At 65.7% G+C, this 12,620-nt stretch carries 13 protein-coding genes; 6 read left to right on the forward strand and 7 right to left on the reverse strand.

Going from position 1 to position 12,620, the window contains the following annotated elements; translation table 11 throughout:
• Nucleotides 1-204: 204 nt before the first annotated feature.
• The gene (gene mepK, locus A7X65_RS35690) at nucleotides 205-1,827 is read left to right on the forward strand and encodes a peptidoglycan L,D-endopeptidase MepK (protein ID WP_063694079.1); all 1,623 of its coding nucleotides are present in this window, start codon (nucleotides 205-207) and stop codon (nucleotides 1,825-1,827) included.
• Nucleotides 1,828-1,882: 55 nt separating this feature from the next.
• Here the strand turns inward: mepK and A7X65_RS35695 are convergent, their stop codons facing one another.
• On the reverse strand, nucleotides 1,883-2,308 hold the full coding sequence (locus tag A7X65_RS35695) for a DUF1801 domain-containing protein (protein WP_063694080.1): 426 nt from the start codon (nucleotides 2,306-2,308) through the stop codon (nucleotides 1,883-1,885).
• A gap of 248 nt (nucleotides 2,309-2,556) precedes the next feature.
• Here A7X65_RS35695 and A7X65_RS35700 point away from each other — a divergent pair, with 248 nt between their 5' ends.
• Nucleotides 2,557-3,090, forward strand: a complete 534-nt coding sequence (locus A7X65_RS35700; protein WP_063694081.1) for a hypothetical protein — start codon at nucleotides 2,557-2,559, stop codon at nucleotides 3,088-3,090.
• A 126-nt stretch (nucleotides 3,091-3,216) separates the two neighbouring features.
• Here the strand turns inward: A7X65_RS35700 and A7X65_RS35705 are convergent, their stop codons facing one another.
• Together A7X65_RS35705 and A7X65_RS35710 are read right to left on the reverse strand one after the other, a co-directional pair.
• Nucleotides 3,217-3,489, reverse strand: a complete 273-nt coding sequence (locus A7X65_RS35705; protein WP_018641571.1) for a DUF2312 domain-containing protein — start codon at nucleotides 3,487-3,489, stop codon at nucleotides 3,217-3,219.
• A 193-nt stretch (nucleotides 3,490-3,682) separates the two neighbouring features.
• Nucleotides 3,683-3,988 carry a DUF1244 domain-containing protein gene (locus A7X65_RS35710; protein WP_063694082.1) on the reverse strand — a complete coding sequence of 102 codons (306 nt, stop codon included), beginning with the start codon at nucleotides 3,986-3,988 and terminating at the stop codon, nucleotides 3,683-3,685.
• A 172-nt stretch (nucleotides 3,989-4,160) separates the two neighbouring features.
• Here A7X65_RS35710 and A7X65_RS35715 point away from each other — a divergent pair, with 172 nt between their 5' ends.
• Both A7X65_RS35715 and pyk read left to right on the forward strand, forming a co-directional pair.
• Nucleotides 4,161-4,742, forward strand: coding sequence for a DUF1036 domain-containing protein (locus tag A7X65_RS35715; RefSeq protein ID WP_063694083.1), 582 nt, complete (start codon nucleotides 4,161-4,163; stop codon nucleotides 4,740-4,742).
• Nucleotides 4,739-6,175, forward strand: coding sequence for a pyruvate kinase (pyk, locus tag A7X65_RS35720; RefSeq protein WP_063694084.1), 1,437 nt, complete (start codon nucleotides 4,739-4,741; stop codon nucleotides 6,173-6,175). The genes A7X65_RS35715 and pyk overlap by 4 nt, the downstream gene beginning before the upstream one ends.
• A 153-nt stretch (nucleotides 6,176-6,328) precedes the next feature.
• Here pyk and A7X65_RS35725 read toward each other — a convergent pair whose 3' ends face one another.
• Complete coding sequence (locus A7X65_RS35725; protein WP_063694085.1) at nucleotides 6,329-7,009, reverse strand: TetR/AcrR family transcriptional regulator; 681 nt, start codon at nucleotides 7,007-7,009, stop codon at nucleotides 6,329-6,331.
• Nucleotides 7,010-7,276: 267 nt separating this feature from the next.
• Here A7X65_RS35725 and A7X65_RS35730 point away from each other — a divergent pair, with 267 nt between their 5' ends.
• Complete coding sequence (locus A7X65_RS35730; RefSeq protein WP_063694086.1) at nucleotides 7,277-8,260, forward strand: phosphatase PAP2 family protein; 984 nt, start codon at nucleotides 7,277-7,279, stop codon at nucleotides 8,258-8,260.
• 351 nt (nucleotides 8,261-8,611) lie between these two features.
• Here the strand turns inward: A7X65_RS35730 and A7X65_RS35735 are convergent, their stop codons facing one another.
• Nucleotides 8,612-8,776 carry a Flp family type IVb pilin gene (locus A7X65_RS35735; RefSeq protein ID WP_018641576.1) on the reverse strand — a complete coding sequence of 55 codons (165 nt, stop codon included), beginning with the start codon at nucleotides 8,774-8,776 and terminating at the stop codon, nucleotides 8,612-8,614.
• Between the two features lie 300 nt (nucleotides 8,777-9,076).
• Here A7X65_RS35735 and A7X65_RS35740 point away from each other — a divergent pair, with 300 nt between their 5' ends.
• Nucleotides 9,077-10,564, forward strand: coding sequence for a hypothetical protein (locus A7X65_RS35740; RefSeq protein WP_063694087.1), 1,488 nt, complete (start codon nucleotides 9,077-9,079; stop codon nucleotides 10,562-10,564).
• Between the two features lie 94 nt (nucleotides 10,565-10,658).
• Here A7X65_RS35740 and A7X65_RS35745 read toward each other — a convergent pair whose 3' ends face one another.
• Both A7X65_RS35745 and A7X65_RS35750 read right to left on the reverse strand, forming a co-directional pair.
• Nucleotides 10,659-11,864, reverse strand: a complete 1,206-nt coding sequence (locus A7X65_RS35745) for an ABC transporter substrate-binding protein (RefSeq protein ID WP_063694088.1) — start codon at nucleotides 11,862-11,864, stop codon at nucleotides 10,659-10,661.
• A gap of 220 nt (nucleotides 11,865-12,084) precedes the next feature.
• Complete coding sequence (locus tag A7X65_RS35750) at nucleotides 12,085-12,411, reverse strand: BA14K family protein (RefSeq protein ID WP_063694089.1); 327 nt, start codon at nucleotides 12,409-12,411, stop codon at nucleotides 12,085-12,087.
• Nucleotides 12,412-12,620: the final 209 nt, after the last annotated feature.

A 12,620-nucleotide genomic window follows, 5' to 3' on the forward strand; every position in this document is an offset into this window, starting at 1 on the left:
GTTTAGCGTTAACCATTCTCCCACCTGCTCTTGGGCAGCGGGCGTTTTTTTGCCACAGTCAACCGTTTAGGTTTGTATTCTGACTTGGTTTGGGGGCGGGAAGGTCAACCTCGAATTAACCTTCTCGCTTTAAGAAAGCGTTCATCCTCTTTCGCGCTGCTACGGGGTTGGCGGGAGAGTCCATTTTGAACGCTCGTCGACTGGGTGGGCTCATACGTGCTGACTGGTCTCGCACGCCAACTTGCTGTGCTGTCGTTGTCCCATGCGGGCGTGAAGGCCGGATCCCGGATCGGCCTCGCTGGCGCGCTGTTGCTTGCTGCCGCGGGCTCGGTCCATAACGCCGCCGCACTGAACGAGACCAAGACCCTCTCCTTCCACCACACCCATTCCGGCGAAGACCTCACCGTCACCTTCAAGCGCGATGGCCGCTACGACGAAGCCGCGCTGAAGCAGCTCAACCACTTCCTCCGCGACTGGCGCAGCCAGGACGAGACGGTCATGGACCGTCGCCTCTTCGACATCCTCTGGGAAGTCTATCGCGACGTCGACGGCAAGCAGCCGATCCAGATCATCTCCTCGTACCGCTCCCCCGCCACCAACGCCATGCTCCGCCGCCGCTCCTCGGGCGTGGCGCGCTTCAGCCAGCACATGCTGGGGCATGCGATGGACTTCTACATTCCGGGCGTGCAGCTGGAGCAGATCCGCTTCGCCGGCCTGCGCCTGCAGCGCGGCGGCGTCGGCTTCTATCCGACCTCCGGCTCGCCCTTCGTTCACCTGGATACCGGCAGCATCCGGCACTGGCCGCGCATGACGCATGACCAGCTCGCCCGCGTCTTCCCGGACGGCAAGACGGTGCATCTGCCGACCGACGGCACGCCGCTGAAGGGCTATGAGCTCGCCAAGGCCGAGATCGAGCGCCGCGGCAATGGCGACGATTCCGCCAGCAAGCCGAACTTCTTCGCCGCCCTGTTCAAGGGCAAGCCGGCGCCGGCCGCCAGCAGCGACGAGGATGACGAGGGCGCGCCTGCCCCGAGCGCGAAGCCGGTCGCGCCGACCGTCGTTGCCGCCGCAGCCAAGCCGGCAGATCCGGTGCCGACGCCGCGCGCCAAGCCGCAGGTCGCAGCCACCCTCCAGCTCGCCTCGGCCGATGTTCAGCTCGTTGCGCCGCCCAAGCCGAAGCCCGCGCCCGTGGCTGAGAAGCCCGCCGACGCCAAATCTGCGGACGGCAAGCCGGAGACGCCGGCCGACATCATCAATGCCCGCGGCTTCTGGGATACCCCCGCTACGCCGCAGCAGGCCACGCCCGCGCAGGTCGCGGCACTCAAGGCCCGCCAGGCGCTTGCCTCCGCCACCGATCCGCAGGCAACCGCGAGCGTGTCCAACGCAACGCTTCAGGCGCTCGCCTACGCGCCGGCCGCCTCCCCGGTCGACCGCGCCAATGTCGTCGCCGCCTCCGCGCCGATCCCGCGCTCTGCCCGCTCCGGCTCCCGTAACGTCGCGCAGGCTACCGAGATCAACAGCGTGGTCGGCAAGAGCATCGACGGCATGGTCGCGACCGCGACCCGGCTGTCCGCGGCCAAGGGCGAGAGCATCTGGCTCAAGATCGTGATGCTGTCGCCGAGCGCCAGCCGCGCGATGTCGGTCACGCTGATGGGCGAGCTCGATACGGCGGCGCTGCGCGGCTATTTCGTCAAGCCGCAGGCCGTAATCGCGATGAGCTTCACGGACGATCCGACGAAGGGCCTGTCCTGCGACAGTTTCTCGGGTAGCGCGACGGCGAAGCTAGAGACGACATCCTTCGTCATGCGCACTGCCGCGCTGCGCTAAGGGCTATAGCCCTCCTCATATTTCCAGGGATTCGATCGCGTAGCCCGCAAGTCTGCTACCGCGCCTTCTTCCCCCGCCGATCCAGATGATAGGTCAGCGCCAGCGACAGGCAGACCGCCAGCTCCCGCTCCGGCAGCTTGCCCGCCACCGGCAACAGCAACGCCCGCGTCTGCCGGTACTCGAACCGATCGGGAAAGCGCTCGCGAAAGGTGTCGACCAGCGTCGTCTTGCAGTTGAAGAGAATGGCGGCCTGGTCGGAGTCCTTGAGGCGGCCGAGCCGGATCGTGGAGCCGCTGCCGGTCTCGTCCGTGAGATAAGCGGGCTCGCCCCATTTTAGTGTCTCGGTGAGATTGCCGACACCGTCATGCGCCGCAGCGGTGGCGAATATGAGCTCTCGCACCTGAAGCAGCCGCTTGCCGATCGGCGCCGGAAGAGCGTCGAAGGCGCGGTTCACCTCGCGCGGCAACCTCGGCGCAGTCACTGGCGTCTCCGTTCACAGACGAAACACGCGTCATTTGTAGCCCGCAAGGAGCGCAGCGCAATCCGGGGCGACATCAGCCTGTGATCAAGGCGTCCCGGAAGGGATTTCCCCCGCGCCCGACGGGTAATCACCCGGTATCCCCGCACGCGCCAGGGGCGCAGTGTTCATGCGCGAAAACCCGGAAGGGACGCCGCGGGCCTGCCGCAGGCCTCGCGGAAATCTCGCTCATCGCGAAGTGGAGGCGCACAATGTCCGTTCCATGCAAGTCCGAGCTCAGCCTTCTGAACCATGACGAGCGCGAGGTCATCATGAGCACGCACCATCCGGTGGTTGGCGAGATGGAGCGCGATGGGCTCGAACGCCTTCGCGACCGCCTTCGGGATCTGCGCGACAAGGAGCGTACGTTGTCGCGGCATCGACGCCGCGAGACCAAGGGCACGGCCGATCCGCGCGGCAAGAGCTTTTCCGGAACGGCCGAGCACGCAAGCCGCCGGCAGTCGGTCTTCGCTGGCGCCATCAAGCGCATCAAGAACGAGCTGAGACGCATCCGGAAGTTTGAAGCACGACGGGAACTCGGCGAAGCCGCGCGACGGGCGTTGGCGCTCCGTCGGGCCCGCCAGTTTGCGCGGCCGCAGACGTCGCCGACGTCACATGACGGCATGCGGTCCATCCCGAACCGTCGCCGGGCTTACAAGATTCCACCGGAAAAAATCGGACGCGTCTCGCAAGCCAACAAGCGGGCGCAGGCCCGGCGCGACTCAAGACGCGGCCGCGGCGGTTGAGATGAAGATCAGTCCTTGCGGACCGCACGGACCCCGCGCAGTCCGGGATGCTTCATGCTGGGCATGAGACCCGGATTTCGCTAGCGCTCCATCCGGGCTGCGGCAACGGTGCTTGAGGCGAAAGCCTCAGAGCATCCCCAGCGCCTGCATGTAGGTCTCGAGGATGGTCTCGGCCTCGGCGCGCTCGTTGGGATCCTGCTTGCGCAGGCGCACGATGGTGCGCAGCGCCTTGACGTCGTAGCCGTTGCCCTTGCTCTCGGCATAGACGTCGCGGATGTCGTCGGAGATCGCCTTCTTCTCTTCCTCCAGCCGCTCGATGCGCTCGATGATGGATTTGAGCTGGTCCTTGGCAAATTTCGTCGCGGGCTCGTCGTCGCGGACGGCGGCGGAGGTGGCCATCTTGGTACTCCCAATGGAACTGGCAAAACGAGGTGACGCCGGCATCCACCGCGCGTGCTGGTAGACCCTTAGGGTTCGGACCCCCGGCGTTCAAGCAAGCATCGCGCTCGTCCACAGCGCGCCCACACCTTCCTGCGGCGAGGCGAAGAAAGCTGTTGTGTGGTGCGACTCAGGCGATGCGTGCCGCGGCCGTTCAATGCCCGTGGGGATGGGCCTTCTTCATCGCCTCGATCTGCTCGGGCGTGGCCGTGCCCTGGTACTTCGCCTTCCAGGTCTCGTAGGGCATGCCGTAGACGGCCTCCCGGCTCTCGTCCTTGCTCAGGGCGACGCCCTGGGCGTCCGCGGCGTCCTTGAGCCAGTTGGACAGGCAGTTGCGGCAGAAGCCGGCCAGATTCATCAGATCGATGTTCTGGACGTCCGTCCGCGTCTTCAGATGGTCGACCAGGCGCCGGAAAGCGGCTGCCTCGAGCTCCGTTCTGGTTTTGTCGTCGATTGCCATGACTGAATTCCTCAAAGCTCCGGCCGCGGTGGCGGTCACCCTTACGGGATCAGGTGGGGTCCTGTCACAGATTTTGCCATATCGCGGCGCAAACGGACCCAACCCCCGGCCTCGGGCAGTTCCCCCGGGCCCTACGCCAAATCGTCAATGATCTGGTATACGTTCCGCGACAATGATTGCCGAATCTCCCCGCCTCCCCCTTCGCCTGCTCGCCCGGTTGGTCCCGGTGCTGGCGGTCGCCCTGCTGTGCCTCTGGAGCAGCCCGGCCTCCGCCGATTTCCGGCTCTGCAACAACACCTCGAGTCGGGTCGGCATCGCGCTGGGCTACAAGGACGCCGAGGGCTGGACCACCGAGGGCTGGTGGAACATCTCGTCGCGCTCCTGCGAGACGCTGCTGCGGGGCACGCTGGTCGCCCGCTACTACTACATCTACGCCATCGACTATGACCGCGGCGGCGAATGGTCGGGCCAGGCCTTCATGTGCTCGCGCGACAAGGAATTCACCATCCGCGGCACCGAGGATTGCCTGGCGCGCGGCTATGACCGGACCGGCTATTTCGAGGTCGATACCGGCGAGCAGCGGGCCTGGACGGTGCAGCTCACCGACGCCAACGAACAGCCGGCGCAGCAGCGCGTGCCTGGCCTGCCCGGACCGGTTGGCCCGGGCGGCGTTCCGGGTTTGCCCAATGGCCCGCCCGGTGCTACCCCCCCGGGCTCGCCCGGCCTGCCACCCCCGCCTGGAAATAAGCCATGAGGCGTCTTCGCCGTATCAAGATTCTCGCGACCCTCGGACCCGCCTCCTCAGACCTCGCGATGATCCGCCGCCTGTTCGAGGCCGGCGCCGATGTGTTCCGCATCAACATGAGCCACACCCCGCATGACAAGATGCGGGAGCTGGTGGCGACGATCCGCAATGTCGAATCGAGCTACGGCCGGCCGATCGGCATCCTGGTCGACCTCCAGGGCCCCAAGCTCCGGCTCGGTGCCTTCGCCGAAGGTTCTGTGCAACTCCAGAACGGCCAGATCTTCACCCTCGATTCCGACAAGGCGCCGGGCGATGCCACGCGCGTCCATCTCCCGCATCCGGAGATCCTGGCGGCGCTGAGGCCCGGCCACGCGCTGCTGCTCGACGACGGCAAGGTCCGCCTGATCGCGGAGGAGACCTCCAAGGAGCACGCGGTGACGCGTGTCGTGGTCGGCGGCAAGATGAGCGACCGCAAGGGCGTCAGCCTGCCCGACACCGACCTTCCGGTCTCGGCGATGACGCCGAAAGACCGCGCCGACCTCGAGGCCGCGCTGGTCACCGGCGTCGACTGGATCGCGCTGTCCTTCGTGCAGCGCGCCGACGACGTGCTCGAGGCCAAGAAGATGATCCGCGGCCGCGCCTCCGTGATGGCCAAGATCGAGAAGCCGCAGGCGATCGACCGCCTCGCCGACATCATCGAGGCTTCCGACGCGCTGATGGTGGCGCGCGGCGACCTCGGCGTCGAGCTGCCGCTGGAGCGCGTGCCGAGCCTGCAGAAGCAGATGACGCGCATGGCGCGCCGCGCCGGCAAGCCGGTGGTGATCGCGACCCAGATGCTGGAATCGATGATCCAGTCGCCGGTGCCGACCCGCGCCGAAGTCTCCGACGTCGCCACCGCCGTCTATGAAGGCGCCGACGCCATCATGCTGTCGGCGGAATCGGCGGCCGGCAAATTCCCGGTCGAGGCGGTCTCGACCATGAACCGCATCGGCGAGGAGGTCGAGCGCGACCCGACTTACCGGTCGGTGATCACGGCCCAGCGCCCGGCGCCGGAAGCAACCGCAGGCGACGCCATCGCGGACGCCGCGCGGCAGATCGCCGAGACGCTCGATTTGCCCGCCCTGATCTGCTGGACCAGCTCGGGCTCGACCGCGGTGCGCGTGGCGCGAGAGCGGCCGAAGCCGCCGGTCGTGGCGATCACGCCGAACATTCAGGCCGGCCGCCGGCTCGCGGTGGTCTGGGGCGTGCATTGCGTGGTGGCGGAAGATGCGCGCGACCAGGACGACATGGTCAGCCGCGCCGGCCAGATCGCATTCCGCGACGGATTCGTCCGCGCCGGCCAGCGCGTGATCATCGTCGCCGGCGTGCCGCTCGGCATTCCCGGCACCACCAACATGGTGCGCATCGCCTCGGTCGGCCCCGAGGGCGACGCCAACATGTAGGCCCGCGAAGAGCGGCCAAACCAAAACGTCGAAAACAACCCCATGCACAGTAGCCGGGACTATCCGGCTGCTTTGCGCGGGTTCTGCAAATAGGCGCGCCCGGACAATGACCTGAGCGGGATCAGATCCCCGCTCCGGTCGCGTCCCGCTTGTTCAGGCTCCAACCAGCGCCTTGGTGGTGGGGAGCAGCGTCTGCTGCACGACGAGGCCGCGGGCGCGGGCGTCCATGACGCCTACCGCACGCAGCGCCAGCAGCGTCACGGTCTGCACCGCATCGCGCATCTTGACGGGATCTTCGAGATTGTCGGGCGCAAGCGGGCCGACGAGGGCCTCGTGCAGCGCGCCGAGCAGCGCGGTGGCCGCGAGCGCGGTGTCCTGCGCCGGCAGATGGCCGGCACGCACGGCGGCGTCGATCCGGCTGGCGATCTCGCCGGCGATCTCGCGGCGGCTGGCAAGCCTGGAGGCGCTGACATCGACGTCGACAGGCTCGGCCAGGATGCCCCAGGCCAGCCTGCGCTGCGACAGGGTATGGACCGCCACGGTGGTTACCGCCGCCGCCAGCGCCGAGGACGGCCCCGGCGCGGCATCGGCCGCCCGCCTGATCGCCGCGAGTTCGTCCCGTGAAACCTCGGCGATCAATTCGGAGATCAGCTCGGCCTTGGAGGGGAAGTAGCGGTAGACCGTGCCGGCCGCGACATTGGCCCGGACCGCAACCGGAGCGATCTGCACCGCCGCCATCCCGCCTTCCGCCGCAGCTTCCCGCGCCGCCGCCAATATCGCACTGCGCCTGGCCGCAAGGCGCTTAACCACTTGATGCGTCCGCCGATAAACCATGGCGCGCTTCCTGTCCCACCCACGCCGGCCGCACGCCCTGCGGCCGAACGCTTCGTCACTTTAAAGCTGCAAATCGCCCCGCAAGGACTGAACAACTATTCAGGGGGGATGACAAGATGGATTTGCGTAAAGCGTCACGGCAAAGCCGCAGGCGACAAATGCGCGAAGTGCCGGAGCCGGTTGATAGACCGCTAACCACAATTGTTACCGCGATCTTAAAGCAGGTCCGCGACTGTGGCCCCGACCGCGATCCCACCTCGGTGCAGCATGCGCGATTCAGACGCCCAAACCGCCTGGCGGCTCTTCCAGCTGAACTGGCTTCCCATCGTGGCCATGGGCAGCCTTCTGGCGTTCGGGCTTCCCGCAACCGGTCTCAGCCTCGAGCCTGTCGCCTACGGCATCACGCTTGCGATCGCTGCGCTCCTCGTCGCAACGGCCTATCGCCACCAGCTCGCAAAGGGCGACCAAGCCGATCCGAAGCTGGTGTTCTCGCTCGGCACGATCGGACAGGTCATCCTCACCTGCGCCATCGTCGGACCGCTGAGCTATGTCGCGGGCAAGCTGAACTGGCCGCTCCAGGACGAGGCGCTGCTGGCGATTGACCGCGCGCTCGGCCTCGATCCCGAACCGATCGCGCGCTACATCAACGACCATCCCTGGCTCGCAGACCTCCTGGCGCGCAGCTACGGACTGATCAAATGGCCACTGCTCGGCGTTCCCGTCGTGCTGACGTTGACGGCGCGCTACGTGCGGCTGCAGGTCTTCATGCTCGCGATGAGCCTCGCGCTCGCCGTCACCATCGCGGTCTCCGCATTGGTGCCTGCGATCGGCACCTATTACGGGCTGCAATTGCCGGCGGCGCATTTCCCCGAGATCAACACCGCGGTCTATGCCGGGCAGCTGCGCGACATCCTCGCGCTGCGCGACGGCAGCCTGCGTGAGCTCCGGCTGTTCTTCCTTTCCGGCATCGTCTCGTTTCCGAGCTTTCACGCCGCCTCCGCCGTGCTCTACATGTGGGCGCTGTGGCCGGTGCGCGGCATCGGCGGCATCGCGGCCGCATTGAACGTGCTGATGATCGCGGCGACGCCGGCGATCGGCGCGCACTATCTCATCGACGTCGCCGGCGGCATCGCGCTCGCCGCGGCCTCGATCTGGGCGACGAAGTTCTATGTCGAACGCCTCGGCCGCACCGCGCCTGCCACCGCTGCACCCGCACTGCCGCCGGTCTGGCAGCCCAGCCTTGTGGAATAGCGCCGCGCTCGTCAGAGCAAGCGCGCTGCCGTAGAGTGGGCAAAGGCGCATAGCGCCGTGCCCCCACACTCTGCAATCACGATAGAACTAGTGCGGACGCTGACGTTTCCTCGTCATTGCGAGCGCAGCGAAGCAATCCAGAATCCCTCCGCGGATACAGTCTGGATTGCTTCGCTGCGCTCGCAATGACGTTGTGGGTACGACATGCCCTATCATCCGCGATTGGTGGGCACGCTGCGCTTTGCCCACCCTACGGGACGATTGCTGCGGCCGTCCTTTCGTAAACGTACCGCCCAAAAGAAAAGAGCCCCGTCGAAGACGAGGCTCTTAGAATTCCAAGGTCGTCCGAGCTTACTTGAGGCTGGACGAGATCGAGCCGAACTTGGTGTTCAGCGTGCTGCCGAGGTTGTTGACGACGGTGATGATCGCCAGCGCGATGCCGGCAGCGATCAGGCCGTATTCGATAGCGGTGGCGCCGGATTCATCCTTCACGAAACGCGCAACGAGGTTCTTCATAGAGTGCTCCCAAAAAAGTACACAAGGCTACAAGTGGTCTGGTCTCTTCGGCTTCCCAGCGCCGCCCGACCATGGAACCGAACGTAGAGACAAAGAATTGCGCCGCAGTTAATTCGACTGCGTAAACAAAGAGCGGTTTGCGTGTATTCGCCGATGGTAAACTGGAATTGAAAACAATCAGTTAAATTGTCCGGACATCAAGCCGCTCGTGCAGCCGGTTTACCCGAAGTTATGTCGGCCGTGGTCAAATGCCGCCCGCTCGGGCCCACCCGATGAGAACACCGAGGACGACGAGGCGGCATGTCCCTTTCCTTTGCCAACAGCATCGCGGTGCAGGGCCGCGCGCGCACGCTGGTGCCGCTCTGCGTCGGTGCAGGCGCCTATCTCTTCTTCCTCTTCGTCGGCGACACGCTGCTTCAGGACTCCGACTCGTTCTGGCAGATCAAGATCGGGCAATGGGTGATCGATCACCAGGCCCTTCCCTACACCGACTTCTATTCCTTCACGCGGCCGGGAGCTCCCTGGCTTTCGACCTCGTGGCTGTCGCAGGTCGCGTTCGCGCTCTCCTATACGCAATGGGGCTGGGCCGGCCCGGTCATCCTCACCGCGCTCGGGGTCGCGCTGTCGGCGGCGATCCTCGTCCGCCTGCTCGACGCACATCTGGAAATGCCGCGCTCGGTGCTGTTCGCGATGCTGGCGATCGTGCTGTCGCTGCATCACATCCTGGCGCGGCCGCACATGCTGGCGCTGCCTGTCATGATCGCATGGGTGGGCATGTTGATGGCGGCGGCCGATCGCAGGGGCACGCCGTCATGGTACTGGCTGCCGCTGATGTCGCTGTGGGCGAGCCTGCATGGCGGCTTCGTGCTCGGCCTCGCGCTGATCGGACCGATGTCGTTCGTCGCGCTCTGGGGCCTCGAGTCCGGCAAGCAGGTTCGCCTGCTGCTGCGCTGGTTCCTGTTCGGCGTCGCCGCGCTGGCCGCAAGCTGCCTCACGCCCTATGGCTGGCGCACGCTGCTGGGTGCGACCAACATCCTCAATCTCGGCGAGCTCTTGACCGTCATCTCCGAATGGTCGCCGGCGAACTTCGCCTCCTTCACCGCGTTCGAAGGCGCGCTGCTCGGCCTGATCGCGCTCGGGCTCTATCGCGGCCTGACGCTGTCGCCGCCGCGCATCCTGCTGATCCTGCTGCTGACCTGGATGGCGCTCAGCCATGTCAGGAGCATCGAGGCTTTCGCCTTCCTGGTGCCGCTGGTGCTGGCCAAGCCGCTCGGCGAAAAATCGCCCCTGCAGCAAGCCGACACGCAAACCGGCGAGCGCTGGCCCGCCCGCTACGTGACTGCAATTGGCGCGTTGATGATCGTGGCGGCAGGCTGGACCTCGAGCTCGATCTACATGTCGCATCACCGCTTCACCTTCACGATGGACCAGACGCCGGTCGCGGCGACCGATCTGCTCGAGAAGCGCGGGGCAAAGCGCATCTTCAACGCCTACAAGTTCGGCGGCTACCTGATCGCGCGTGACATCCCGGTCTTCGTCGACGGCCGCGCCGAACTCTATGGCGAGAAGTTCGTGATGGACTTCTTTAAGGCGACCGAAGGCCAGAAGCCCGCGCTGCTCCCCGCCCTGCTCGACGAGCACAAGATCGACGCGACGCTGCTGGTGGCCGACTCCCCCGGCCCGCAGATCCTCGATCATCTCAAGGGCTGGAAGCGGATCTACACGGACAAGATCGCCGTGGTCCATGTGCGGGACGATGCGGATAGCGCGGCGTCCGCGCCGAAATAAGGACATAGCGTCAGGCGAACGCTGGCCGGAATCGATATTGCCGGCTCACGGGCCCGAAGCCAACTTTTGTTAAGCCGCCAATCCCGCCCGATCCTCAATTGCCCGTCTGCAACTCGCCAAAGCGCTCCCAGCTCTTGCCATTGAAGCGCATGAACTGCATCTGGTCGACCGGGACATGGTCGGTCGTGCCAGTATTGACCCTGATGCCGGGCAGCAGCATCGGCAGTTCGAGATCGCGGATCGCAAACGCCTGCTTCAGGATGTTCTCGGTCGACAGGTCGTCGCCGCAGGCCTTCAGCACCGCCTCGAGCGCCATCGCGCTGTTGTAGGCGTTGACGTAGTTGGTGTCGTGCTGGTCGGCTTCGGGCACGTATTTGGTCATGAACTCGCGCCAGCCCTTCACGCCCGCATCGTCCTTCCAGGCGGGATCGTCGGGATCCTTGACGTAAGCCGTGGAGAGAATGCCGGTGCCGGCCTCCAGGCCCGCGGGCTCCATCACGGTCGAGATCCAAACCGCGACGTTGGAGAGGAACGTCATCGGGCGCCAGCCGATCTCGAATGATTTGCGGATCGCCTGCGCTGCGAATTTCGGCGTCGCCGCGATCACGAACACGTCGGCACCCGACGCCTTCAACTTCACGATCTGGGAATCGATGGTCGGGTCCTGGATCTCGTAGGTGGCATTGGTGACCACCGAATCGTATTTCTCGCCGAGCACGTCCTTGAGGCCGGCGAGGTAGTCGCGGCCGTAATCGTCGTTCTGCGAGATGACGGCGAACTTCGCGTTCGGGTTCTTCGCCAGCGCGTAGCGCGCATAGAGCCTAGCCTCGTAGCGGAACGGCGCCTGCACGCCCATGGTCGCCTGCGGATACTGCGTGATGTCGGCAAACTTCGAGGCGCCGGAGCCGATGAAGAGCTGCGGCACGTTCTTCGATTGCAGATATTTCGCGATCGCCGTGTTGTGGGCGGTGCCGATCGAGGAGAAGATCAGCGCGACCTCGTCGCTCTCGACCAGCCTGCGCGTCTGCTCGACCGATTTCGGCGGCGCATAGCTGTCGTCGAGCGAGATCAGATTGACCTTGCGGCCGTTGATGCCGCCCTTCTCGTTCAGCATCTTGAAATAGCCGACCTCGCCCTTGCCGAGCGCGCCGAAAGCCGACACCGGGCCGCTATAGGGCATGGTCTGGCCGATCCTGATTTCGGTGGCGGTGACGCCGCGCAACTCGGCGGCGTGAGAGGGGACGGTGATCGACAGGAACGATATGGCGCAAAGCGCGTCCAATGCCCTCGCAAAGCGCATCGGCTTCCCCTCCCCTTTTGTCCGGCGCGGTCAAGCCGCACCTTTATTTGGGAAGAGCATGCCATGACATCGACACGGACTCCAATCACTATCGAGCCGGGTGGGCCTGCGAAAGCGTGCCCACCACGGCCTGTCGCGACTTCCGAGGGATGGCGGGCTCGGCGCGAGGGCGCCCTTGCCCAACCTGTCCGCTCAGACGACCGGCTTGCACCGGTGAGCTTTACCTGCAGGGATGGCGGTTGCCGTCGAAGCCCAGATAGGTGCCGGTTGCCGGATCAAAGGAACGATAGCGCGCGGCGCAGGACCGCGACATCGCGCCGTCCGCACGGGCCACAACGTTGCCCACGCCTTGCACGCCCGCGGCACCGTCCGGCAGTTCGAGGCCGAGCCGGCCGGCCGGCGTCAGCGTGCCATTCAAATTGCGATCGGGGTTTTCCGCTTCATACGTACCCGGATGACTGCTGGCAAAGCCGGATTGAGCGAAAGCGGAGCCTGCGGTCAGGGCCGACAACACAATCGCGGCGGCGAAAGTCTTGAATCCAGTCATGGTCGAACTCCATCATGGCCGGTGCATCGTGCGGCCGGAGCGAGGGAAGTGGATCGACATGGCGCGCGGGACAAGCGCGACTTGCGGCCTGGCGCGAGCTCACCGTTCAAATGCAGAAAGAGCCGTGTGTTTACGGAACACGCGCGCATGATCGCGTCGTCGCCGCGCGACAGGCTCTGTCGTCCTCACGTCTCGGTGCGACACTGTCT

Source organism: Bradyrhizobium stylosanthis, assembly GCF_001641335.1.
Taxonomy (GTDB): domain Bacteria; phylum Pseudomonadota; class Alphaproteobacteria; order Rhizobiales; family Xanthobacteraceae; genus Bradyrhizobium; species Bradyrhizobium stylosanthis.

What these genes read in the sequence shown, in the direction of transcription:
- A7X65_RS35725 (WP_063694085.1), bottom strand. Translation starts at nt 7,009, where the DNA reads ATGGTTTATCGGCGGACGCATCAAGTGGTTAAGCGCCTTGCGGCCAGG.
- A7X65_RS35715 (WP_063694083.1), top strand. Translation starts at nt 4,161, where the DNA reads ATGATTGCCGAATCTCCCCGCCTCCCCCTTCGCCTGCTCGCCCGGTTG.
- A7X65_RS35745 (WP_063694088.1), bottom strand. Translation starts at nt 11,864, where the DNA reads ATGCGCTTTGCGAGGGCATTGGACGCGCTTTGCGCCATATCGTTCCTG.
- A7X65_RS35750 (WP_063694089.1), bottom strand. Translation starts at nt 12,411, where the DNA reads ATGACTGGATTCAAGACTTTCGCCGCCGCGATTGTGTTGTCGGCCCTG.
- A7X65_RS35740 (WP_063694087.1), top strand. Translation starts at nt 9,077, where the DNA reads ATGTCCCTTTCCTTTGCCAACAGCATCGCGGTGCAGGGCCGCGCGCGC.
- A7X65_RS35730 (WP_063694086.1), top strand. Translation starts at nt 7,277, where the DNA reads ATGCGCGATTCAGACGCCCAAACCGCCTGGCGGCTCTTCCAGCTGAAC.
- A7X65_RS35700 (WP_063694081.1), top strand. Translation starts at nt 2,557, where the DNA reads ATGTCCGTTCCATGCAAGTCCGAGCTCAGCCTTCTGAACCATGACGAG.
- A7X65_RS35735 (WP_018641576.1), bottom strand. Translation starts at nt 8,776, where the DNA reads ATGAAGAACCTCGTTGCGCGTTTCGTGAAGGATGAATCCGGCGCCACC.
- pyk (WP_063694084.1), top strand. Translation starts at nt 4,739, where the DNA reads ATGAGGCGTCTTCGCCGTATCAAGATTCTCGCGACCCTCGGACCCGCC.
- A7X65_RS35705 (WP_018641571.1), bottom strand. Translation starts at nt 3,489, where the DNA reads ATGGCCACCTCCGCCGCCGTCCGCGACGACGAGCCCGCGACGAAATTT.
- A7X65_RS35710 (WP_063694082.1), bottom strand. Translation starts at nt 3,988, where the DNA reads ATGGCAATCGACGACAAAACCAGAACGGAGCTCGAGGCAGCCGCTTTC.